This window comes from Mycoplasma putrefaciens KS1 (genome assembly GCF_000224105.1).
Taxonomy (GTDB): Bacteria; Bacillota_I; Bacilli_A; order Mycoplasmatales; family Mycoplasmataceae; genus Mycoplasma; species Mycoplasma putrefaciens.
In genome coordinates, this window is the sequence record NC_015946.1 from 641,542 (window position 1) to 666,674 (window position 25,133).

At 28.7% G+C, this 25,133-nt stretch carries 21 protein-coding genes; 5 read left to right on the forward strand and 16 right to left on the reverse strand.

The window, feature by feature from the left end; all coding sequences use genetic code 4:
* Positions 1–9: 9 nt before the first annotated feature.
* The 7 genes from MPUT_RS02745 to MPUT_RS02775 all read right to left on the reverse strand — a co-directional run bounded on the left by MPUT_RS02745 (position 10) and on the right by MPUT_RS02775 (position 9,344).
* Complete coding sequence (locus tag MPUT_RS02745; protein WP_014035268.1) at positions 10–999, reverse strand: alpha-ketoacid dehydrogenase subunit beta; 990 nt, start codon at positions 997–999, stop codon at positions 10–12.
* Entirely contained in the window at positions 999–2,111 is a 1,113-nt protein-coding gene (gene pdhA, locus MPUT_RS02750; RefSeq protein WP_014035269.1) for a pyruvate dehydrogenase (acetyl-transferring) E1 component subunit alpha, read from the reverse strand. The genes MPUT_RS02745 and pdhA overlap by 1 nt, the downstream gene beginning before the upstream one ends.
* A gap of 24 nt (positions 2,112–2,135) precedes the next feature.
* Entirely contained in the window at positions 2,136–3,137 is a 1,002-nt protein-coding gene (locus MPUT_RS02755) for a lipoate--protein ligase (RefSeq protein WP_014035270.1), read from the reverse strand.
* A gap of 5 nt (positions 3,138–3,142) precedes the next feature.
* Positions 3,143–4,501 (reverse strand): FAD-dependent oxidoreductase, encoded by a 1,359-nt coding sequence (locus tag MPUT_RS02760; protein ID WP_014035271.1) that lies wholly within the window; start codon positions 4,499–4,501, stop codon positions 3,143–3,145.
* A gap of 239 nt (positions 4,502–4,740) precedes the next feature.
* Complete coding sequence (locus tag MPUT_RS02765; RefSeq protein WP_014035272.1) at positions 4,741–5,544, reverse strand: hypothetical protein; 804 nt, start codon at positions 5,542–5,544, stop codon at positions 4,741–4,743.
* A gap of 197 nt (positions 5,545–5,741) precedes the next feature.
* Complete coding sequence (gene thrS, locus MPUT_RS02770; RefSeq protein ID WP_014035273.1) at positions 5,742–7,685, reverse strand: threonine--tRNA ligase; 1,944 nt, start codon at positions 7,683–7,685, stop codon at positions 5,742–5,744.
* Positions 7,686–7,979: 294 nt separating this feature from the next.
* On the reverse strand, positions 7,980–9,344 hold the full coding sequence (locus MPUT_RS02775) for a dihydrolipoyl dehydrogenase (protein ID WP_014035274.1): 1,365 nt from the start codon (positions 9,342–9,344) through the stop codon (positions 7,980–7,982).
* 415 nt (positions 9,345–9,759) lie between these two features.
* On the opposite strand from MPUT_RS02775, the gene MPUT_RS02780 reads away from it, so the two are divergent.
* Complete coding sequence (locus MPUT_RS02780) at positions 9,760–10,092, forward strand: hypothetical protein (protein WP_014035275.1); 333 nt, start codon at positions 9,760–9,762, stop codon at positions 10,090–10,092.
* A 233-nt stretch (positions 10,093–10,325) separates the two neighbouring features.
* Here MPUT_RS02780 and MPUT_RS02785 read toward each other — a convergent pair whose 3' ends face one another.
* From MPUT_RS02785 to pfkA, 3 genes are all read right to left on the reverse strand, one after another.
* On the reverse strand, positions 10,326–12,593 hold the full coding sequence (locus tag MPUT_RS02785; protein WP_014035276.1) for an MAG6410 family transglutaminase-related lipoprotein: 2,268 nt from the start codon (positions 12,591–12,593) through the stop codon (positions 10,326–10,328).
* A gap of 172 nt (positions 12,594–12,765) precedes the next feature.
* Complete coding sequence (gene pyk / locus MPUT_RS02790) at positions 12,766–14,202, reverse strand: pyruvate kinase (RefSeq protein ID WP_014035277.1); 1,437 nt, start codon at positions 14,200–14,202, stop codon at positions 12,766–12,768.
* A gap of 27 nt (positions 14,203–14,229) precedes the next feature.
* Positions 14,230–15,204, reverse strand: coding sequence for a 6-phosphofructokinase (pfkA, locus tag MPUT_RS02795; protein WP_014035278.1), 975 nt, complete (start codon positions 15,202–15,204; stop codon positions 14,230–14,232).
* A gap of 166 nt (positions 15,205–15,370) precedes the next feature.
* Here pfkA and MPUT_RS02800 point away from each other — a divergent pair, with 166 nt between their 5' ends.
* The 4 genes from MPUT_RS02800 (at position 15,371) to MPUT_RS02815 (ending at position 19,151) form a co-directional block, all read left to right on the forward strand.
* Positions 15,371–15,598: a hypothetical protein gene (locus tag MPUT_RS02800; protein WP_014035279.1), complete on the forward strand. Its 228-nt coding sequence runs from the start codon at positions 15,371–15,373 to the stop codon at positions 15,596–15,598.
* A gap of 89 nt (positions 15,599–15,687) precedes the next feature.
* Positions 15,688–16,851 carry a type 2 glycerol-3-phosphate oxidase gene (gene glpO, locus MPUT_RS02805; RefSeq protein ID WP_014035280.1) on the forward strand — a complete coding sequence of 388 codons (1,164 nt, stop codon included), beginning with the start codon at positions 15,688–15,690 and terminating at the stop codon, positions 16,849–16,851.
* Between the two features lie 12 nt (positions 16,852–16,863).
* Positions 16,864–18,372, forward strand: a complete 1,509-nt coding sequence (gene glpK, locus MPUT_RS02810) for a glycerol kinase GlpK (protein ID WP_014035281.1) — start codon at positions 16,864–16,866, stop codon at positions 18,370–18,372.
* 11 nt (positions 18,373–18,383) lie between these two features.
* On the forward strand, positions 18,384–19,151 hold the full coding sequence (locus MPUT_RS02815; protein WP_014035282.1) for an MIP/aquaporin family protein: 768 nt from the start codon (positions 18,384–18,386) through the stop codon (positions 19,149–19,151).
* Positions 19,152–19,222: 71 nt separating this feature from the next.
* Here MPUT_RS02815 and hpt (MPUT_RS02820) read toward each other — a convergent pair whose 3' ends face one another.
* The 6 genes from hpt (MPUT_RS02820) to MPUT_RS02845 form a co-directional block, all read right to left on the reverse strand.
* On the reverse strand, positions 19,223–19,774 hold the full coding sequence (hpt, locus tag MPUT_RS02820) for a hypoxanthine phosphoribosyltransferase (protein ID WP_014035283.1): 552 nt from the start codon (positions 19,772–19,774) through the stop codon (positions 19,223–19,225).
* A gap of 20 nt (positions 19,775–19,794) precedes the next feature.
* A complete protein-coding gene (hpt, locus tag MPUT_RS02825; protein WP_014035284.1) occupies positions 19,795–20,367 on the reverse strand; it encodes a hypoxanthine phosphoribosyltransferase in 573 nt (190 codons plus the stop codon).
* 10 nt (positions 20,368–20,377) lie between these two features.
* Positions 20,378–20,803 (reverse strand): Holliday junction resolvase RuvX, encoded by a 426-nt coding sequence (gene ruvX, locus MPUT_RS02830; protein ID WP_014035285.1) that lies wholly within the window; start codon positions 20,801–20,803, stop codon positions 20,378–20,380.
* Between the two features lie 143 nt (positions 20,804–20,946).
* Positions 20,947–22,302, reverse strand: a complete 1,356-nt coding sequence (gene eno / locus MPUT_RS02835) for a phosphopyruvate hydratase (protein WP_014035286.1) — start codon at positions 22,300–22,302, stop codon at positions 20,947–20,949.
* A 132-nt stretch (positions 22,303–22,434) separates the two neighbouring features.
* A complete protein-coding gene (locus MPUT_RS02840) occupies positions 22,435–24,621 on the reverse strand; it encodes an MAG6410 family transglutaminase-related lipoprotein (RefSeq protein ID WP_014035287.1) in 2,187 nt (728 codons plus the stop codon).
* Between the two features lies 1 nt (position 24,622).
* The gene (locus MPUT_RS02845) at positions 24,623–25,099 is read right to left on the reverse strand and encodes a hypothetical protein (RefSeq protein WP_014035288.1); all 477 of its coding nucleotides are present in this window, start codon (positions 25,097–25,099) and stop codon (positions 24,623–24,625) included.
* Positions 25,100–25,133: the final 34 nt, after the last annotated feature.

Here is a 25,133-nt window from a genome sequence, read left to right on the forward strand (position 1 = left end):
CCTTTCTTTCTAGAATTTATAGTCTAAAAGCTCTTTCATTTTTACTAAAACTTTTAAAGGGCTAGTTTGGAAGTAATTTTCTCCTCTATCATAAGGTGTAACAACATCATAACCTGTACATCTTGCTAAAGGTGCTTTTAGGTATTCAAAGCATTCTTCATTAACACTAGCCATAATTTCAGCAGACACTGAAAATGATTTAACGGCTTCATGAACAACTAGTAGTCTTCCGGTTTTTTTAACTGATTCAACTACCATTTTTTTATCTCATGGTTTGATTGAACGTAAATCAATTAAATCAACTGTAGCATTAGGATGTGATTCTTTTAACATTTGCACTGCTTTTTGACAATCTACAGTTTGTGCTCCGTAAGTTACAACTGTAATGTCGTTTCCTTCTTGGATTTTGTATCCTTCTCCAATTGGAATAGTGTAGTAATCATCTGGAATTTCTTGTTTAAATGCTCTATATAGCTTAGTTGGTTCTAAAAAGATTACTGGATCTGGTGATTCAATTGCAGCTAATAGTAATCCTCTAATATCATATGGAGTCGAAGGACAAACAACTTGAACTCCAGGAGTATGAGCAAAAACAGCTTCTAAAGCTTCACTGTGGTGTTCTAAAGCACGAATTCCTCCACCCATTGGTGTTCTAATTACCATTGGTGCTGTATATTTACCACGAGAACGATTTCTCATTCTTGAAATGTTAGCCATAATGTTTTGTAGTGCTGGTAATCCTAAACCTTCAAATTGTAATTCTACAACTGGTTTCATACCATTCATAGCCATACCTAAACCAACACCAGCAAACATTGCTTCACTGATTGGAGCATTAAAACAACGTTCTGCTCCATATTTAGCTTGTAACCCTTGAGTAGCTCTAAAAACTCCTCCTTCAGTTCCTACGTCTTCTCCAAATACAACAACGTTTTTGTGACGTTCCATTGCTGAATCTAACGCATCAGTTACAGCTTTAATATTATTAACAATAGCCATTAGTGGTGTCCTCCTTTAGCAGCTTCTGGATATGCTTCAAAAAATGCTTTGGCTTCTTCGTATTGTTCTTTTAAGAATGAATCCATTTCAGCATATTGATATTTGAAAATATCTTCTAATCCATAGTTTTTATTTTGTTCAACTCATGCAAATTCTTCTGCAATGAATTTATCTTGTTCAGCATTTAATTCTTCTTGTTGTTTATCTGATCATAATTTGTTTTCTACTAATCAGTTTTTCAATCTTACTAGTGGATCAAATTTTTGCATTTCTTCAAATTCACCTTTTGGACGATAAACATCTGGATTATCTGAAGAAGAGTGTGCTCCTAATCTGTAAGTTTCACATTCAACAAACACTGGACCATTACCTTTTCTTACAAAATCAACAACTTCTTTAAACACAGCAATACATGCAAAATAATCGTTTCCATCAACTTTAATTGAAGGCATACCTGTTGCGATTGCTTTAACAGCAAAGTTTAATGATTTAGTTTGTTCTTTTCTAGCAGTTGAAATCGCTCATTGGTTATTTTCACAAACAAAGATTGCTGGAACTTCATGAATTTTTGCAAAGTTCATTGCTTCATAAGTTTCACCTTCACTAGTTCCACCATCTCCAGTAGTAGTTACTACAACTCCACCAGTTTTTTTGTATTTTTCAGCAAATGCCATTCCAGCAGCTTGAGAGTATTGAGAACCAATTATGATGTTTGGTGGTAATGAATTAACACCTTCAGGTGATCTTCCCCCTAATTCGTTACCAATTCAGTACAACATAATGTTTCTGATTTTTTGACCCATTGCTAGTCATCCAGCATTGTTTCGATATCCACTGATAAAGTGATCAGTTTTTTTGTTTAGTGCATTAATATAAGCAACTTCACAAGCTTCTTGACCTGTTGAAGATAAAAATGATAATAATCTTCCTTGACGTTGCATTGTGTTTTGATAAATATCTTGTCTACGTGAAAGGTTCATTAATTTGTATGCTTCTAAAACTTCTTTATTAGAAATTTTTGGCATTAATTTAGGGTTAATGATCTTTCCGTCTTTATCCATTACACGAACACATTCGTCTTTTAATGGATCAAATTTTCCTAAATAATTCATTTCTAGTTTCCTTTCTGTAATAAATTATTCAAATAATAAACCAGTAAAATCATCGCTAGTAAAGTTCTTAGCAAAGATTTCTTCTAAATCAAATTTATTTAAAACTTTTTCAATTTCTTCTTTTTTGAACTTAATTGATATTAAACTTTTTTCTAATTCTTCAGTTCCCTTAGTTCCTAAAAAATCTCCATAAATTTTAATATCTTGAATAACTCCATTTGAAACATCTAAACTAATTTGAATAAATCCTTTAGATTCTAAATACTTCTTTTTGTTTAAAGAAAATTGGGTATTGCGTCCAAAGTTTCATTCTCATCGGTCGTATTTTTCTAACTTAGCTTTGTTAATGGCATTAATTTGTTGATCAGTTAGTTTAATTCAATTGATTTGTTCATTTTGAACATAAGAATCAATAACATCTTGAATAAATGTTTCTAAGTCAATATCGATCTTTAAATCATCAAAAAAGTTTTTAATATTTCTAACTCTAGCTGGTTTTGATCTAATTTGTTGATGTTTTAATTTTTCTGGATCAACAATTAAATACTTAGCTATTTTAGTTAAATCAACATCAAATAATAATGTTCCGTGAACTAGAGTTTTTTGATTGGTTTTTAATTGGGCGTTACCACTTACTTTATAACCATCAATTACCATATCATTGCGACCTGAAAATTGTGCATGAATATTTTTAGCGTTTAAATAAGTAATAATTGGTTGTAAGGCTTTTTGATAATCTACATCATCAGTTGTGTTATCAACAATCAATGAAAAACAAACATTACCTAGATCTTGATAAACAGTTCCTCCACCGGTGTTTCTTTTGATAATTTTAACTCCGTCTTTTCAAGCTTCAGTTAAGTTAATTTCAGCAAAAGTATTTTGATTACGCCCAACAACAATCGTATTAGCATTTTGTCAAAAAAATACTATCGGATCTTTTGAATCATAATTGTATGTTAAGTATTCTTCGATCGCTAAATTAATAGCTGGATCATGATAATTAGAAATTAATAAATTAATCATAATTATTATTTTTTAAAGTAGTTTAAACCTAAAACTTCTAATCCTGCTAACGAAATGAAGTTGAATGGTTTATTAAAGTGAGGTAAGAAGAAGATATCAACTAATGGTAATTCATCGATTGTTAAGTCTTTTTGAATTCCTAAAGCTAACATATACATTACTTCTGTATGATTCTTTTCACTTGCTACTTGAGCTCCAACAATTTTTCTTGTCTTTTTATCTCAAACAACTTTAAATCATACTTCATGAGCTGTTGACATAAATTCAGGTCTATCTAAATCATGGAAATTAATTGATTCTACGTCCATTCCTAAGCGTTGTGCAGCTTCAACACTAATTCCAACGCTTGCCATATGAAAGCCAAATACTGAAATACCATTTGCTCCAGTATAACCTGGTGATTTTAAAACATTTCCCCTAATAATGTTTGTTGCAGCAGTTACAGCAGTTCTAACAGCTGTTGTTGCTAATTGGATTGGAACGTTTTTACTTAAAGCTTTGTTATATACTTCAGCACAATCTCCAACTGCATAAATATCAGGATTTGATGTTTGCATAAATTCGTTGGTTACAATTGCACCTCTTTGTCCAATTTCACAAATTCCTTCAACAATTTGAGTTTGTGGTCTTACACCAACTGAAAAGACTACATAATCAACATCAATTGCACCCTTGTCAGTAATAACTTGAGTAACTTTTCCGTTTTCACCTTTGAATTCAGTAACTTTTGATCCTAAAACTAATTTAACCCCAGCTTTAGTCATTCTTTCTTGCATTAAGTCAGTAAATTCTTTGTCATAATAAACTGGCATAATTCTGTCAGCAACGTCAATTAAAGTAACGTCTTTTCCGAATTCGTTGAATGCTTCAACTAATTCAACTCCAATATATCCAGCACCTACCACAGCAATTTTTTTGTAATTTTTATCTAAATTGTGTTCTAGAATTTTTTTAGCATGATGATAGTTTTTACAAATTTGCACACCTTCTAAATCAATTCCTGGGATTGGTGGGATTAATGGTCAAGTTCCTGTAGCAATGATTAATTTGTCATAGTTATCAGTTTTTGTTTCACCTGTTTGTAAATCTTTAACAGTAACTGTTTTTGTCTTATCATCAACTGATAAAACATCGTGATTCATAAACACGTTAATTCCTTCACTTTTTAAAATTTCTGGTGAAGCATAAAATAATTTATCTGGTTCTTTTACTTCACCTTTTACTCATAAAGCAATACCACATCCTAAAAATGAAATCGCATCATTTTTATCGTATGTAGTAACTTCACAAGTAGGATCTATTCTTTTTAAAGTTCTAACTGCTGTAGTACCAGCATGATTAGTTCCTAATACAATAACTTTCATGAAAAAAGTCCTTTCTTTTAGTTAAAATGTGAGTATTTTTAATAAAAATAATTAATCAATAATTATTAATCATTCTTATTATATATTCTAACTCACCAAAAATATTTCTGTGTGAATAAATTTGATAAAGTTAACACCTGTTTAAATATCTCAGTAAAATTATTTTAAATACTTTTTGAAAGTCTTATAATTATTTTTATAGCGCAGTTTAAGTATATAAAATAAAAGACCAAGTAATGCTAATTTTTACTTGGTTTTTTAGTTCTTGAACTATGATTATTTACTTTTTGTTTATTAATAATTAGTAGTGTTGCTCCACCTAATAACGCAATTGATGAAATAGTTGCAGCAATGATAATAGTTGTTCTATTTGGTAATGATGAATCAATAGTTATTGCTACTTCAACTGCACCATTTTGATAGTGTTTAGCATTGGGTTTAGGTTTAATTGTAACTTTGTAATTTTCTTTTTGATCAGGTGTTCTAGTTGTTATAAAAGTTAAGTCTAACTCTTTAAGATTTAAAGGAGTTGTTGTGTTTTTATTAGCTTGACTTACAGCTTTTATGATGTCTTCATCTGAAGTAGATTTAGCTTTGATATGCTTTGCATCTTTAACAATAATTAACTCATCTAGTTTAAACTTAGCATTAGGATTTTTTGCAAACGAAACTTCAATTTCACCACTATATTTAGTACTTTTAGTAATTGCTTTAATTTTAGCTTTTTTATCTTTTTCTTTTGTATCAAATACAACTTCTAAATCTTTAGTGTCTACATCAATATTAGCAGCAGAATTTTTTCTATTAATAGCTGTAATTACATCTTCTTTAGTTGTATTAAGAATATCGCCCAACATCTTTTGGGTGATTATAGAATCTAATTGCTTAATTTCTTGTTTTTTTACTTGATCTGAAGTTTGAGTATTTGTTTTAGAATTGAAAGTAAAAATATTATTTATTTTATTATCAACTACTAATTTAGTTATAGCTATTGGTGAGAAAACTAGTATTGAAATACCTAGTAATGAGATTATTTTTTTCATCTTGTTTATACCTTTCTAAATAGATTAAGAATTTTAATTTACATATTTAGTATAACAATTATTTTAATTTCACTAAATCTAGAACTAGTTAGACTAACTAACAATCTAAAAGCTAACTAAAACAAATTGACAAGTTATTAAGTACTAAAATCACTAATAAAAAAACTCTTTTATAATTTAAAAGAGTTGTTAACAATCTATAAAACTGCCTTTTTTAAAGTGATTTCTTTTTTTAATAGTTCAATAAATTCTTGAACTGGCATAGTGATTTGTTGATCACTTCCATACTTACGATAAGTAATTGTTTGTTGGTCAGTTTCATCATTTCCTAAAACTAGTTGGTAAGGAATTTTATTAGTTTGAGCATCACGTATCTTATAACTTAGTCGTTCGTCTCTCAAATCGATATGAGATCTAATAAATTCTTTTTTTAACATTTGATAAATCTGTTTAGCATAGACTTGATTATCTTGACTTACTGGAATAATTTCAACTTGACGTGGTGCTAATCATAAAGGTAATACTCCTTTAGTTTGTTCTAATAAAGTAGCTATAAATCTTTCATAAGTACCAATTAAACCACGATGAATCATAATCGGACGTACCAATTGTTGGTCTTTATCAATATATGATAAGTTAAATTTCATTGGCATTAAAAAGTCTAGTTGAATAGTTGAAACAGTGATTTCGTGATTTTGAGCAGTTTTAATTTGAATGTCTAATTTAGGACCATAAAAAGCAGCTTCACCAATACATTTTTTATATTCTAATCCTAAATCGTCTAACACTTTTTGTAGTGCTGCTTCAGCATTGTTTCACATTTGATCATTTTGAAAGTACTTAATCTTATCATTAGGATCTCTTAAGCTTAAACTTAGATAATCAATTTTAATATTAAATGTTTCTAATACTTCTTTGATTAATTTATAAGTTGATCTAAATTCTTGTTCGATTTGATCAGCACGCACAAAAATGTGTGAGTCAGTTAGTTTCATTCCTCTAACTCTTTCAAGTCCAGTTAGTGAACCACTTGATTCAAAACGGTGTTGAATTGCATGTTCACAAATTCTTAAAGGTAAATCACGATAACTTCTTTGTTCTTGTTTATAAACAGCAATATGGTGTGGACAGTTCATTGGTCTTAAAATAAATTGTTCTCCACTTCCCTTACCCCCGTTAAATGGTTGAAACATATCTTCACCATAATGATCTCAATGACCACTAGTTTTGTATAATTCTACTGATCCAATTGGTGGAGTTTCAACTTGAATATAATCATATTCTCACTCTTTTTGACGTAGATATTTTTCGATTTCACTTTTAATAATAAATCCGTTTGGTAATCATAAAGGTAATCCAGCTCCAACTAGTTGATCAAAACCAAAAACTTTTAATGTTTTATTAATTGTTCTATGATCATGACTACGACGATCTTCTAACAAAGCTTTTTTAGTGTTTAGTTCTTTAGTTGAAAGTGCACTTAGTCCGTGAACTCTTTGTAGCATTAAATTATTTGCATCATTTAATCAGTATGATCCAGTTAGTTGTTGAACTTCAATTTCTTTAATTTGTTTAAAGTCTAGTAAAATCGCATTTTCTAAAACCATTACAAAGTCATTAATTGAATATAGTTGTACTTGGTTATCTTTTTCAAAAATCATTTTAGCTAAATGTAATTGGTATTGATTATTTGCTAATAGTTTTTCAGCTTGTTCTAAGCTAACTTGCTGAGATTTAATTACTAAATCTGATTTTAAAATTTCATTAATTTTTGCTTGTAGTGCTTTTAGTTCTTCTAAAAGCATTCTTGGTTCTAAAGCAAAAGTTAAGCTAAATTCTAATTCATCAGCATTATAAAAAATTTCAGCAATTTGTGAGTTTGGTTTTAATTGCTTAATAGTATATGCTGTAATGAATGCTGCTGTTGAATTTAAAATTAGTTGATAATCTTTGCTATCAGAAGTGATTAGTTCTAAATTAGCATCGCTACTAACAATAAAGTCTAAATCTACTAACTTATCATCAAGTTTTGCACCAACAACTTTTTGAAAAGAAGTTTTAAAAATAGTTTCTGCTATTTGTTTTACTGATAACGGACTAGCAAACTCTTTAACAGAACCATCTAATAGTCTAATTTTCATTGTTTTACCTCCTAAAAATAAAAAAGCTCCTAGTTTTACTAGGAGCGAAAAACCGCGGTACCATCCTAATTATGTGAAAAACTCACACATCTTAATTATGCTTATCGCGCATCACGTAGTGTTTTTATATGGTAGTAATTTTAGTTATCCACTTTGACTCTCACCAACCATCAACTCTCTGTAATGTCTTAGCTAAAACCATGTCCATAACACTAATTAATCTTAAATTTTATATTTTTTATTTTATATATTTAAAAAAATAAAAGCAATAAGAATTACTAATAAGTTGGAATCTTATTCTGTACTTATGCTTCTAATTCTTGAAACATAATATAAAGCTTCTGAAATAGTTGGGTGAGTATAAATTGATTTTTGTAATCAATTAAAAGTTAGTTTTTGTTGCATAAATAGTGCAACATGATTAATTAATAAATTAGCATTTTCAATCATCATAAAACATCCTAAAATTTTATTAGTTTGTTTTGAAACTAAAAATTTAATAAATGAATAATCACTTACAACACCATCAGCATGAGCTCTTGGTAAAGATTTTGAATTAATGATTATTTTTTCAAAATCTATATTTTTAGCTATTAGTTGCTGTTCATTCAAACCAACTCCAGCTATTTCTGGATTTAAATATATTGTTCAAGAAACTAAATTTACATCCAACTGTTCTTCATTGTTGTTATGTAAGATATTTCTAGCAACTATATCACTTGTTTTATATGCAACTGAAGATAATAAATTTAACCCTGTTATATCTCCTATTGCATAAATATTATCTATATTAGTTTTCATTTGATCATCTACTATAACAAATCCATTTTTATCTTTTTTAATATCAAGACTATTAAATGATTCGTTATTTGGAATTCGCCCTACTGCTAAAAGTATTTTTTCACCTACAACAAAATTTTGATTATCAAAATAAACTTTATTATTCACTAATTTACTAATATTTATATTTTCAATAACTTTAATATTTTTTTGTTCAAAATACTGTTTAACACTTTGTTGAATATCAATATCAAATCTAGATAAAAAATTATTATTAGTTAAAATAGTGACTTGTGTGTTTAGTGTGCTATAAAAATATGCAAATTCTAAGCTAATAGGTCCATCACCAATAATAACTATTGACTTTAAAACTTCATCTAAAACCAATGCTTGATCTGAATCAATTAAATAACCGTTTTTTCTAGATTGTTCTAATCCTTTAATATTTATCATTTTAGGTCTAGAACCTGTTGCTAAAACTAGTTTATTAAACTTAAGAGTTTGTTGATTTATTTTAATAGTATTTCTGTCAATAACTTCTCCATAACCTTTAAAAAGAGTTATCTTATTTGAGATTATTTGTTTTTCAATGTTAGAGTTTAATAAGTTTTTATTATCTATTCGACGTTGTTGAATAGTTTTTAAATTATATCTGACATTATCAGAATAAATTCCATATTTTGAGCTATTTTTAACAGTTTCAAAAACTCTAGCTGATTTAATAAGTGTTTTTGTAGGAACACATCCTTTGTTTATACAAGTTCCACCAAGATCATTAGCTTCTATTAACGCAACATTAAGTTTATTTAGACTCAAAATATTGGCTAATCCATAGCCACCAGGACCTGCTCCTAAAATAACTACATCAAAGCTTTTCATTCTGAACCTCTCTGCATTTTAACATTTATTATAATACAAAATTACTAGTTAATCTTCTTGAAGCTTGAAATCTCATCTAATTTGAAACCCTAAAAAAGATCAAATAACTGAACTATTAAGATATGAAATTATGAGAGTTATAAATAACTATCAGAGTAGAAAAAGAATATCAGTTAATCATAGTTAAAATAATATAACTATTAAAAATAAATGCTTAGTAAAGGGGTTATATTGTTTAATATTAACTGTCAAAAGATTTAAAAAAATTTAGAGAATCTTGTTTATCAGGTGCTGAGATAAAAACAAGTCACAAAATTTTAAAAAACAAGAAATAATTAACTTTTAAATTATAAAGCTTGTTGTTAAACAAAAGATCTCAAATCAAGTTCTTTTACTTTGTTACTAAATAGTGAAAATGACAAAATTCTTTGATTTGCCAATTAAGAAATGGTGTGATTGAGTATGACAATATTTATTTTGTTCTAATAGATGAAAATACAAAGGAGTGAGACTTGAAAGTGAAGGTATTTTAGAATTTGTTTTAGGGTCTGATAAAAAGCTTAATTTTAGAACTTTTGATAAACGTTATAAAACAGAACTTTTAGCTAGAGATGAAGAAGAGTTTATTACCTATCTAGTAGATAAAAAAGGTCTTTGCTTAAATGATAAGAGTAATAGAAAACTATTTAAAATACCTTCAGTAACAAAAAATAAATTCACAGACCCAAAGAACTTTATTAATAGTTAAATCATCAACAAAAAAACTAGCTAAACATAAATTTGGGAAATGTTAATGAGTTAATTGACAAAGTAAGTCAACTTATATTGAAATTGAACTGAATGAATTTTAGCGTACAATTTGAAATAAAAAAGTATGTTATCTAAATTTAATAATAATTATAGTTTTATTTTTAAACTAAATGTTTTGCAATAAAAAAGTTCACCTTACACTTAAAGTTGGTGAACTAGTATTAAACATTATTAGATGTTAATTTCGACAATTTCTGAAGAAAATGCTTGTTTTTGACTTTTAACTCTAATTTGATAAATACCTTTATTTAAACTAGAAATTTGGTTCTTGGTAACATTAATTCAAGTTTCTGAATCTTTTAATTTGAACTCCATCGAATCATTAACACCAATAATTGTATTGTTGTTTGCAATTTTTAATTGGTACTCTGGAGAACTAAATCTAGTAAATGAGATTGTTTTAATTTCAGAAATTAAAGCGTTTTTAGATCTTATGTATAGATTACCTGTTCTAGCCGAAAGATCAATAATAAAGTTCTCAGGAACATCAGTTCATTTAGAATATTCAAAACTGTATTCTAAATTATTATCATTGCTAATGATTTTAATTTGATTATCATCAATTACTTGCGCATCTATATCTGGTAGTGATTCTCTTTTAACTTCAATTTCCACTTCAGAATTTTGTGGAAGTGTAAATTTGTAGTCTTTTCTTTTTACTGATTCTAATTTAACTTTTACTTTACCAAAGCTAGTAAAATGATACAAGTCTAAAATATATGAATTTTGTTCTTTTTTAATATCTTTGATTAACGCATTTGTGATATTAAAGTTTTTAATAGTTAAATCTAGATCTTTTATATCTTGATCAAACTCTATTTTAATAGCATTTTTGTTTTCTACTTTTGATAAACTTTTTATTTTTAGTTGCTTGAAAACGTCTTCAGATGTTTCTTTCTTATCAAAAATATATTGGATTCCTAAGTTTGATCCTTTAGACTGGACTCTTTTTGCAGTTGGTTCTAATTGTCTTTTGTTTAAAGCACTATTTATGTGATTATAATTTGGTTTTGTCCCTTTATTAGTTCCATTTGGAGTATATAAAACAAAATCTTTCATTTGTCTTGTTTCAGGATCATAATTATTATCAATTAATCCTAAAACGTCTTCTTCAGTGGCAACAAAATTCTTAGAAAATATATTTCTTAGAACAGCACCTTCACTGTCATTGTTTCTAGTAAATTTATCATCTTTAGAAAAGTCTTCATCAGTATTTAAAAAGAATGTGAAATCTGTTGTTTGTTGGTTTTGTTTAGCATCTACTCTATCACTTGTGGCATCAACATAATATCATTTACCATCAATTTGCACTTGGTTTCATGCATGCTTTGCCCCATTTTCTCTAGAACTGTCACCTTCGACAAACTTACATGGAATATCTAATTCATCTAATAAGAATTTAAATCCTTTAGCATACCCAGTACATACAGTATTTCTAAGAACTAATGCAGTGTATGCATTTTGATTTGCAAAAAGGTTGTTTTTATTAAAGTCGTATGCAACATTTTTAGTTATTCAATTGTATGCTTGTTTTAACCTTTCTAATGTTGGTAGTTCTTTTCACTTATTTTCTTCAACTATTTCTTTTGCTTTTTGTTTAGTAATAGTAGCTTTATTTAATAAATCACTTATCTCTTTAGAAAGAACTCTAACGTTTGCTGAGTATAAATAACCTTTATAAAAAGCAAAAACTTTAGCTTGGGTTTCTTCTTTAGGAATTAAATCTTGTGAATTACTATTGTCTTTTCATTCTAATTTACCATTATCTAGTAAATTAAATGTAACTTTATCAGATTGATTTTCATTTACTTTAAAAACCGCATCATTAGGAATTACTGTTTTTTGATACCATTTAATTTCGCTATCTTGTATTTGTTGTTTTGTTTTCTTATTAATAAGTTTTAATGACTCAGTTTTATTTACAAACTCATCTAAAACCACTTCATTTAAATTCAATTCAAAATCAGGGTGAGAATAAAAGTTTGATGATAAATTAGTATTTAAAATTATTTTTTCTATGTTTTTATCTGATATCTTGATTTCTTTAAAATCATTAGCAGTTTGTTTTAGATAAATGCTGTTTATCTTTTCAAGATTAGTTTCATTATTATAAATATCAATACCATCAAAACTAATAGGAATAGTTATTCTATCAGTATTATAAATATTATTAGTAATATGGTTTGTTGAATAATCAACTGGATCTATTTTAGGTTGATTATCATCTAAATTAGTTTGATTATCACTTGCTTGATTTGAATGATCATTTGTATCAAATTGGTTTGAATGACCATCTAATTTATCATTTATTTCAGTTCGATCTTTAATAAATTGGTTATTTTTATGAACATCATAAAAATTACAACTAACAGCAATAGTTGTCAATGATGATGAGCCTAGTGATAATAAAGTTAATAAGCGTTTTAACAATTTATTCATACTAATTTTCATTCCTAAACTTTTGTTTTTAATATTTTTTACTATTGAATTATATTATAAAAATCGAAATTAAAAAATTAATTCAACAAAATAAAACCATATTTTACTCTACTTAATAATAAAAATGTAGTAGTTTTAGCTTCTACTACACTTAAAATGTAAGTTAACTTAATTAAATAACAGTGATTTCTTTAATGTCGTGATTTCTAACAACTAACACTTTTTCACCAACACTAGCTCCTCATGTTTTTGCTATTGTTGATAGTTGTTCTAAATCATCATCTAAACCTTGAATACTTTTAATTTTGTTCATAAAAATAGAGTGTCAAATTCCAAACGCAGTTCATAAGCGATCAGATTCACTAACACCTAAAATTGCTACATTAGGTCTAAATTTGGAAACTGTTTTTAATAACTCACCAGTTCTTGAAATAACAATAGCATAATTATACTTACCATCTCTTGTTTTCTTAGCAAGTGATAAAGCAATATCAGCACGATCACCTGAACTTGATTTAATAGCAGAATCTAATTGGTGTTGATAATAAACTTTGTTGTAGAATTCGACTTCAGCACGTTTGTTAATTGTTGACATTGTTTGAACTGTTATAAAGGGAAAATCTCCAGAAGCAGATTCACCAGACAACATAGTTGCATCAGCTCCTAGTTCAGTTGCAAAGTACACATCAGTGACTTCGGCACGTGTTGGTGATGGGTTGTTAGTCATACTATCTAACATTTGAGTTGCTACAATAACAATTTTTCTTGCTTGACGACACTTTCTGATAATGATTTTTTCTCAATAAGGAACATCATAATATGGAATTTCTAAGCCTAAATCTCCTCTAGCAATCATAATTCCATCAGAAGCAGCAATAATTTCATCGATATTATCTAATGCTATTTGAGATTCAATTTTAGAAATAATCTGAATATCAGTTTTGTTTGCTTTTTTTAAAATCTCACGAATTTGAAAAACATTATCAGCACTATTAACAAATGAAGCAGCAATATAATCTACTTCTTGTTCGCACCCAAATAAAATGTCTTTTTCGTCTTTTTCTGATAAAAATTCCATTGAAAAATCAATACCAGGTAAATTTACACGTTTATTTGTTTTAACAATATGAGAATTAAAAGCAGTGGCTAAAATAACTTGGTTTTGCACTTGATCAACAGTTAGCTCTAACTTACCGTCATCAATTAAAATCACATCACCTTGTTTTAGATCAACTGACATATCGTATGAAACTGTCATCTCTGCTGGACCACATTCTTTATTTAAATAAGAATCCTGATCAGTATAAATAGTAACTTTTTGTCATCTTAAAATTTCTTGTTTTCCATTTTGAAATTTTCCAACACGAATTTCAGGACCTTTGGTATCTAGTAAAATTGAAATTGGTTGTTTTACTTGCTCTCGGATTTGCTTAGCCGCAGCAATTCTTGCACCATGTTCTTGATAATTACCATGTGAAAAATTTAAACGAATGGTATTCATACCGTTTTCAAATAATTGTTGAATTGCTTGGATTGAATCGGTTGACGGACCAATAGTAGTAATAATTTTAGTTCGTTTGACTCTTTTTTGTAAATCTTGGTTTTTCATTGATTGATTTCCTTAATAATAATTTGACTAGTAATAACCGTTGACTGCTCTTAGTTTTTCAATAAATGGTTTTTTATCTGCTGCTTTGATGTTTAAAGTGGCATTAATATCTCTTGCAACTAGTTTATTGTTTTCCAAACCAATAAATAGTCCACCTTTTCCCTCAACAATTTTTTCAACTGCATAGATTGCTGAAGTATAAGCTAAATATCGATCCATAGCATTCGGTCTTCCTCCACGTTGCATATGTCCTAGAATTGTTGCTCTAGTTTCATAACCACTAACTTCTTGAACTCTTTTAGCAATTTGATTGGCTGAAATATCATATGATTTTTCTGAAATTAAAATGATGATACTTCTTTTTCCTTGTTCATAAAATTGCTTTGCTTTTTGAGCAATTTCTTCAACTGTTAATAAATCTTCAGTTGGGGAAAAGATTTCAGCTGCAGTTCCTACTGCTGCATAAGTTACTAAATCTCCACAACCATTTCCCATAATTTCAATTACATTAGCTCGGTGGTGTGACTGACCAGTATCACGAATCTTATCAACAGCTTCAACTACAGTATTTAAAGCAGTATCAAACCCAATAGTAAATTCACTTGAAATAATGTCATTATCAATAGTTCCTGGTAATCCGATGCAATTAATGCCCATTTCAGTTAGCTTTTGAGCTCCCATATAACTTCCATCTCCACCAATCACAACTAGTGCTTCAATGCCAGCTTTTTTTAAATTTTTAACTGCTTGTTGTCTGATACTTTCTTGTTTAAATTCCACAAATCTAGCTGAACCTAGCATAGTTCCACCTTTTGAAATAATGTCAAAGGTTTGTTCAACTGTTAGTTTTTCAAATCAAGCATGATAAAGACCCTTATATCCATCTCTAATTCCATAGACTTCAATGCCCTTAGAATAGGCTGCTTTAACAACTCCGGCAATCGCATTATTCATTGCAGGTGAGTCTCCTCCAGAAGTTAAAATACCTATTTTCTTAACCATATAAATAAGCCTTCTTTCTCTAGTCTATTACTTATAATTATATAACAATTATCTAGCATTAGAACCATTCAATAAATTATAAAAAATCAGGTCGATATATCTAAATATTTAGCTTTTGATGTTATAGAATAAAAGTGTAAGGATATAGAAAGTGAGGGCAATAGTTATGTCATGTTCAAAAAGTAAATGCCAAGCATCAGCATGTGATAAAGAAGTAAAAAAAGAATGCTGTAGTGATGAAAAATCATGTGAAAGCAAAAAATTATGTGAAGCTGAAAAATCATGTGAAAGCGCAAAATCATGTGGTAGTGAAAAATCATGTGATAGTTCTGAAAAGTCATGTAGTGAAGCTGAAAAATCATGTGATTCTCAAAAATCATCATGCTCAAAATAATTCAATACATTAATATACTAATCAAAACTAGTGCGTACTAGTTTTTTTATTTTACAATAATCATGTATATACGTTTAAAAGGAGTGTATATGAAAAAAATAAAAACTGATATTTGCATCATAGGTGGAGGGATCATTGGTTCAGCAATCGCCAGAGAAATTGCTAAATATAATAAAAAAACTATTGTATTAGAACAAAACCCTAGACTAGCACTTGAAACTAGTGGTCATAATTCAGGGCTTGTGCATGGTGGATTTGATCCAAGACCAGAAACTTTGAATGCCAAATTGAATGTTTTGGGAAAAGAGCGTTATGAAGATTGAATCAGAGAAATGGATTTTCCTTATCTAAGAATTGACTCAATCGTTGTTGCTTTTAATGATGAAGAAATGCAACATGTGCATATGTTATATCAACGTGGTCTAACCAACGGATTAGATCCAAAAGAAATGCAGATCATCGATGCTGAAGAATTACAAAAAAAAGAGCCAAACATAAATAAAAAAGCTGTTGGAGCATTAGTATGTAATTCATCAATTGCTATTGATCCAGTTGTATTGAGTCAAACACTGATGCGAAATGCTATTAAAAATGGTGTTGAATTAAAAGTTAATTCAAAAGTTTTAGACATTAAAAAAGAACATGACTTATTTGATATCACTACTTCAAAAGATGAAGTTATCCAAGCTAAAGTGATTATTAATGCAGCTGGACATTTTGCTGATGAGCTAGCTAAAAAAGCGGGTTATGCTGATTTTGAACTAACAACAAGAAGAGGAGAATACCGTATCTTAGATAAATCTCAAGCAGGTATTGTAAATTCAGTTGTTTTTATGGTTCCTACAATTCATGGCAAAGGCGTAATTGTGGCTCCTATGCTTGATGGAAGAGTAATGGTTGGACCAACTGCTGTAAGTGGTGTGAAAAAAGAAGACACATTATTAGTTACTCCTGAACAATATGAAAATATTGCAAAAATTGGAAAAAAACTAATTCCTAACATTGATATGAGTAAGACTTGTACAACTTATGCAGGATCACGTCCAATTGAAGTACAAACAAATGACTTTTGAATCAAACCAGCTAAAGCTGATAAAAACTTTATTAACGTCGCAGGAATGAAATCTCCAGCAATTGCAAGTTGTCCTGCAATTGCAGATATGGTTTGTGATTTAGTAAAAGATGCTTTTGACAATCTTGAAATTAAACCAGATTGAAATCCAAAAGAAGAAGCAATTCTTCCATGAAACTAACAGGAGAAAAATATGCAAAAATACATATTAACATTAGATGAAGGTACAACTAGTGCTAGAGCTCTGATAACTAACAAAAAAGGTGAAATTATTGCTGTTGAACAAGCTGAGTTTACTCAATACTTTCCAAGAGAAGGTTGAGTTGAACACGATGCTATAGAAATTTGAAACACACAACGTTCAACACTAATTCAGGTTTTAAATAAGTCAAACATCTCTGCAGATCAAATTGAAGCAATTGGAATTACCAATCAACGTGAAACTGTAGTTGTTTGAAATAAAGAAACTGGTTTACCAATCTATAATGCAATTGTTTGACAGGATCAAAGAACTGCTGATTATTGTCAAACATTTGATCAACAAGCAGTTGATATGGTTAAAAAAAGATCAGGTTTAATTATTAATCCTTACTTTTCAGCAACTAAGCTAAAATGAATTTTAGACAATGTTGCTAACGCAAGAAAACTAGCAAGTGAAAATAAGTTAATGTTTGGAACAATTAACACTTGATTAATTTATCGTTTAACAGGTGGAGAGATTTTTGTCACTGATCATACAAATGCTCAAAGAACCTTGTTATATAACATTCACACTAACACATGAGATGATGAATTATTAGAGTTATTTGATATTCCAAAAAACATTCTTCCAGAAATTAAATCAACAAGTGAAGTTTATGGATTAACATTTAAAGGATTATTTTCAAAAGATAATCATCATCAAATTAAAATTGCTTCATCAATAGGAGATCAACAATCTGCGTTGTTTGGTCAATTATGTCTTGAAAAAGGTCAAGTTAAAGTAACTTACGGAACAGGATGTTTTATTCTAACTAATACAGGTGATGAAATTGTTCAATCAGATCACGGATTATTAACAACTGTTGCATATTCATTTAAAGGCAAAGTTTATTATGCACTAGAAGGATCAGTAATGATCGCAGGAGCTGCAGTACAGTGATTAAGAGATAACTTAAGAATTGTTTATAATGCAATTGAAACTGAATGATATGCAGGTCAAGTAAGAGATGATCGTAGAGTTTATGTGGTACCGTCATTTACTGGATTGGGTTCACCATACTGAGACTCATATTCACGTGGAGCGATTTTTGGATTAGATCGAGGAACTAGACGTGAACACATTGTAAGAGCAACACTAGAAGCAATTGCTTATCAAGCAAATGATGTTGTTGAAGCAATGGGAAAAGACATGAAAAAAACTATTGAAATTTTTAAAGTTGACGGTGGAGCTGCAAATAATAAATTTTTAATGCAATTCCAAGCAAACATTAGCCAATCTAAAGTCATTAAGCCAACTAATGTTGAAACAACAGCTATGGGTGCTGCATTTATGGCAGGATTAGCAGTTGGGTATTGAAAAGATATTGAAGAAATCAAACAAACTTACAAAATTGATTTTGAATTAAACCCAGAAATTAGTAAAAAAGAAGTTGCCAAACTAATTAAGGGTTGAAAGGTTGCTGTTCAAAGAACATTTAGTTGAACAATTGACATCGAATAAAGGAGCTAATTATGTCAGCACAAAGTATTATATTAACAGAGTTATTTGGAACAATGCTTTTAGTTATTTTAGGTAATGGTATTGTAGCAAACGTCGTTTTAAAAGGAACCAAAGGACAGAATGCAGGTTGAATCTCAATTACTGCTGGATGAGGATTTGCAGTTTTTGTAGCAGCAATGATCTCAAGTGCTCTTGGTGGGGTTGCTCATTTAAACCCTGCAGTTACAATTATGAGTGCAATCGCATCAAAAAGTAGTAATTGAGGACTTAATTCAAGTGCAAGCAAGCTAAATGGAGCAGGATTATTTTTTATAGTTTTAGCTGTTCAATTTGTTGGTGCAATTTTAGGTCAAATTATTGTTGATCTTTTATACTTAAACCATATTAAATTAACAAGACAAGATAATGATTTTCAAAATAAAATTTTAGCTATACACTCAACAGGACCAACACAAAGATCAATTTTTTTGAACCTTTTAATGGAATTTGTTGGAACAGTCGTTTTATTATTAGCAATTATTGGTGTTGGAAAAATCCCTGGGTTCACAGCTATTGGACCACTAGCAGTAGGATTAGCTGTGTTTTCAATCGGTTTATCACTTGGAGGAACTACAGGTTATGCAATTAATCCTGCTCGTGATCTAGGACCAAGAATTGTTCATGCGTTATTACCATCTAAACAAAAAGGAAGTTCAAGCTGACAATATTCTTGAATTCCAGTATTAGGACCAGTTCTAGCAGCTGTTGTTGTTGGATTAGGTTTTATGATTTTTAAATAATAAATAATTTAACGTAGAAAAAAGATTGGTACAAAAACACCAATCTTTTTTTATATAAAACTTTGATAATCTTAGTTGTTATCAGGTTGATAAATTGCAATATATGGTAAATTTCGATAATCTTCATCACAATCAAAACCATAACCAACAATATAATAATCATCAATGTTAAAACAATTTCAATCAGGAGCGAATTCAACTGTATGATAGTTTGGTTTATCAACTAAAGTTACAACTTTAACACTATTTGCTCCTTTATATAAAATATGTTCTTTAACTTTGCTTAAAGTTAATCCAGTATCAGCCATATCTTCAACAATCAAGACATCACGATTAGTTAAATCTAAACTAGTATCTAGTCTAATTTTGATCGCTCCAGTTGATTGAGTTCCACTATAAGAAGAAACTGCCATAAAATCCATTTGAATCGGATAGTCAAAATTTAAAACAAATTCTGTATTAAAAATCACACAACCTTTTAATAGTCCGATAGTAATTAATGGTCCATTAATAGGTGGATTGTCTAAATAATATTGTTTTACCTGTCTGGCAACTTCTTTAATGCGTTGCTCAATTTGTTGTTTAGTAAATAATATCTCTTTTATATTTTTTAAGTTGTACATTTAATCTCCATTTTATTTTCTTATCATTTTCAGTCTTTTAATTTATCAGTATCACAAACTGCTACATAAGGAAGATTTCTAATTTTTTCTTGATAATCTAACCCATAACCAATCACAAATTCACGTTCAATAGTAAAACATACTCAATCTGCTTTAATGTCAACTACTCTTCCTTCTGGTTTATCTAGCATGGTAATGATTTTTACACTCCTTGCGCCTTTATCAATTAGATATTGTTTGATGTATTGTAAAGTTGCACCGGTATCAATGATATCTTCAACAAGTAAAATGTCTCTATCTTTAGCTTCTGTTTGTAGATCTAAAATAATCTTTGGCTGATGTTTAGAACTTGTTGTTCCGCAATAAGAAGAAACAACCATAAATTCCATTTCCATTGTTAAATCACAATTCATACAAAAGTCAGCAAAAAACGGTGCACACCCTTTTAACAAACCGACAACTAATAATGAATTATCTTTTAATTGTTGATTCTTATAATAGTTTTCAACTTCAACAGCTACTTGTTTGACTCTTGATTGAATTTGATCTTTAGTAAATAAGACTCTTTTAACTAGTGGGTGTAAATTTTGCATATTCGCTCCTTTATTTATTAGTATTTAAATACATTTCTAAAATTAGTTGTGCAGCTAAACCATCTTTATTCTGCTTTTGTTTTTTTCTTGAAATTCCAGCTTGAATCATAATGTTTTTAGCCATAGCAGTAGTTCGTCTTTCATCAATTCTTGTGATTTGTTGATCTGAATAATTCGAGTATTTTTTTAAAAATAACTCAATCACATGATCAACCATTCTAGCACGCTCACCTATAGTATTGTTCATATTTTTGGGATAGCCAAAAACAATAATCTCAGGCTGATACTGATTTAAAAATGGTGCTAATTTTTCAATTGCTTGATCAAAATCTCACTCATCAAATCTAATTGTTGATAACGGACTGGCTATAATACCACTACTATAAGCTAAACCGATTGTTTTAGAACCAACATCTAGTGCTATAACTTTTTTCATTTTAAATTAAAATATCTTAATATCTTTTATTCTTAATACTTATGTGTAGATAATAACATATTTTAAAATTTTTTTATTTCTTATTTTAATATCAAAAACACAAAGATCTTGTCTTTGTGCAAAATTATTAATAATTTAATGAGTTATTTTTTTAAATTATAAAAAGTTGTAAATCCATCGTAAATAGCATTTTGACCTAGATCAGATTCAATTTGCAATAATCTGTTGTATTTAGCAATTCGGTCACTTCTTGACATTGATCCAGTTTTAATTTGACCGGTATTAAATGCCACTGCTAAATCCGCAATAGTTGTGTCTTCAGTTTCACCTGAACGGTGTGAAACTACTGCTGTTCATCCGGCTTTTTGAGTCATTGTAATTGCTTGAATAGTTTCAGATAATGTTCCTATTTGATTTAATTTAATTAAAGTTGAGTTGGCTGCTCTGCTATTAATTCCTTGTTGAATGAATTTAGGATTTGTAGTAAATAAGTCATCTCCAACAATTTGTACTCGGTCTCCGATTTGAGCAGTTAACTTACTAAATCCTTGTCAGTCAGTTTCAGCTAGTCCATCTTCAATTGAAATAATTGGGTATTTATCAACTAGTTTTTCTAAATAAGCAATCATTTCATCTGTTGTTAAAGCTCATTCTTTGTTTGTAAGTTTTTCAATTTTTTTGAAATGGTATTTTTGATCTTCTAAGTATAATTCTGATGAAGCACAATCCATTGCGATCATAATTCCATCTTTACCTGGTTTGTATCCCGCTTTTTGAATTGCTTCAACTAATAAATCTAAAGCAATTTCAGCTGGTGTTTTATCTTTAAATGCTTCTAGGTCATGGTTTTGATAAGCTCATTCAAAGTTTGGTGCAAATCCACCTTCATCTCCCACTGCAGTAATATCATTTTTAGATTTTAAGATTGCTTTTAAAGCTTGAAAAGTTTCAGATGATCATCTTAGAGCTTCACTAAAAGTTTTTGCTCCCACTGGCATAATCATAAATTCTTGAAAATCAATTGCTGAATCAGCGTGAGCCCCTCCATTAATAACATTTAGCATTGGAACAGGAAGTTTTGATGCTTGAATTCCACCTAAATACTTATAAAAAGGTACTCCTAATTCAAAAGATGCCGCTTGAGCTATTGCAATTGAAACAGCTAACATAGCATTTGCTCCTAGTTTTGTTTTAAATTCAGTTCCATCTAATTCAATCATTGTTCTATCAATTGTTAATTGATCTTGAACATCTAATCCAACTAATTTTGGTGCAATAATATCATTAACATTAGCAACTGCTTTTAAAACACCTTTTCCATTGTAACGTTTTGGGTCTTTATCTCTTAACTCTAATGCTTCATTAACTCCAGTAGAAGCTCCTGAAGGTGCTTTAGCACAACCATAACCACCAAACTCAGTTCAAACTTCAGCTTCAACTGTTGGTATACCACGTGAATCTAAAATTTCTCGAGCAATAATTTTTTCAATTCTTGACATAAAATAATTCCTTTCATAAAAGGCTTATGAATACATACTAATTATATTATTTTGTTTTTCTAATTCAATTATTTAATTAAAATGTAAATTAATCTAATTTTTAGTATTTCAACTAATGCTAAATATTAGTTTTTATACGATTTTTATTGTTTCAATTTCAGATGCAAAGTTGTTTTGATAAGCTTTTATTCTGATTTGATAATTTCCCGGACTTAGGTCTTTTAAAACATTTTTTTCTACATTTTCTCATTCACTAGAATTAGGTTTTTTATATTCCATATCAGTGCTTAAACCAGTTATTGTTGTTTTGTTAAATACTTTAAGCTGACCTGTTTGAATGCTTGGTCTTTTTAATTCTATTTTTTGAACTTCTGCATTAATTTTGTTGCCTTTATTTTTATATCTAATAAAAATATTTCCTATAGTTTGTCTCTCAATCACAAAATCATTACTTGTTATATCTATTCAATTTTCATTATTAATTCTGTATTGCATATCTGAATCAACATTTTTTAAAGTTATTTTTTGATCTGATAATTTAACTTCGGCTTTAGGTTTTTCTTGTTTTTGAATATCGAAAGTAAGTGAATTATTAACTTTGTCTAATTTAAATGAAAAGCCTTTTCTTTTAATTGAATTTAGTTTAATATTAACGCTACCAAATTTACTAAAGTGTTCTAAAAATAGAGTGTAAGTTTTTCCGTTATCATTTGTTTTTGCTTCTTTTATTAAAGCGCCTTCAATATTAAAGTTTCCGGCTTTTAAATCTTTAACTTCTTGATCTAGTTTTACTTGAAGTGCTAATTGATCATTTGAAGTTTCTATTTTGGTAACATCAACAACTTTAACCTGTTGATTAGAATTTATTTGCCTTTTAAACTTATAACTCACTTCTTTTATATTAGTTCCTGAAACAAAAGACTTTGTTGTAGTATTTTCAACCTCTATTTTTCTTTGATCAAAAGCTTTAAATACATCTACAAAATTATCAGATATTAATGTCAATTCTGATATTTCTCCTGTGTTTTCATCAGCATTATTATCAATTAAAGCTAATGTATCTTCTACTGTATTAACAAAATTAGGTATTTTAAAATTTCTGAACTTTACAGATTTTTCATTCTTTTCTCTGTTAAAATCATCTTTTTTGTGAAAATCTTTATCATTGTTTAAAAAGAACCTGAACTCTGTTGTCTTATCTTTTTGATTGGGTTCAACTCTATCACTTGTAGGATCAACATAATATCAATCACCATCAAGTTCAACTACATTTCATGCGTGCTTGACTTCTGAATTAGCTTCTCTAGAACTAGACCCTTCTTTGACTTTACATGGAATACCTAACTCATCACAGATCATTTGAAATCCTTTAGCATAACCTGTACATACAGTTTTTTTATCAACTAAAGCTGAATGTGCACTTTGATTTTTAAAAAGATTTTCTTTAGTATAGTCATATTTAACATTTTTAGTTATTCACTCATATGCTTTTGTTAGTCTTTCTAAAGTAGGTAGATTCATCCAGTCATTATCTTTAACTATCTTTTTAGCTGCCTCTCTTGCTTGAGCTTCTTCTTTAATTACTCTACTTTTATCTTTAGTATAAACTTTTACAACAGTTGAATATAAATAGCCTTTATATTTAGCATATAACATAGCTGATCGTTCTTCTTGAGCAGTACCATTTGCTAATTCATCTTCTTTTCAACTTACAGTGCCATCTAGTGATAAATTAAAAGTTTTATCTTTATCATTAGAATTATTATCACTTCCAAAAACTGCATCATTTGGATATCTTGTTCTTTGATATCACTTAATCTGATTTTGATCTTCAACAGGTCGATTAGTTTTTGAATCAATTAATTGAACTTTAGCTTCTTTATTAATGTGTTCATCTAATTCAATAAGCTTACTATTTAATTTATAATCTGGATGAGCATAAAAATTAATCCCAACTTCATTGTTTAACATCAAACTATTTAAATAAGAGTCTTCTAAATCAAATTTTTCGAAAGCTTTTGTTGTGTAATCTAAATATTTATTATTGATTTGTGTTAAATCAACTGAATTGTGAACTATATTATTGTTAGAATTATCATTTGTTGGAATTTCAGTGTTTGGATCATCGCTAGGAAGATTAGATTGATCATTATTATTTTGTGAATTTGAATGACCATTATTAGTGTTATTTGGTTTTACTGAATCGTTAGTTGGTTTATTAATTTTATTGTTAACATCACAACTTATACTCAAAAGACTTAAAGATGATGTTGATCCAATACCAGTTAATAAAGTTAAATATTTTAAAAGTTTTTTCATATTAAATTCTTTCTTTAAAATTTATTCTTGATTCTTTGGTTTTATTAGCTATATCATATTTTTTAAATAAATCTTCAAGCTGTGTTTTATAAGTATTGTACTCTTTAATACCACGTTTTATTGCTTCATGAATTTTTTTAGTATCAGCTTGATCAGTGTTTCTTTTACTTGCATCTTCTAAAGATTCATAATTATAGATGTATTGTGAGTTTGTTATTACTATATCTTCAATAGCATCTTTAAATTCTTTTTTAATCTGTTTATTTCAATAAGAATCTTCATTTTCTTCAGCTTTTAATTTATTATACAAATCATATACTAAAGCAGAAAAGGTTTTAAAGATTTGAAAATCTTCTTCAGCAGTAGTTTTAGAATCATCTTTTTTATCCATACCAGTTTGTTTTTGACAACTAATAACTGTTATTGTAGAACCAGAAATTGATAAAAATCCAGTTAATAAAGTTAAAATCTTTTTCACACTAAACACTTCCTACTATCAAATTAATTATATT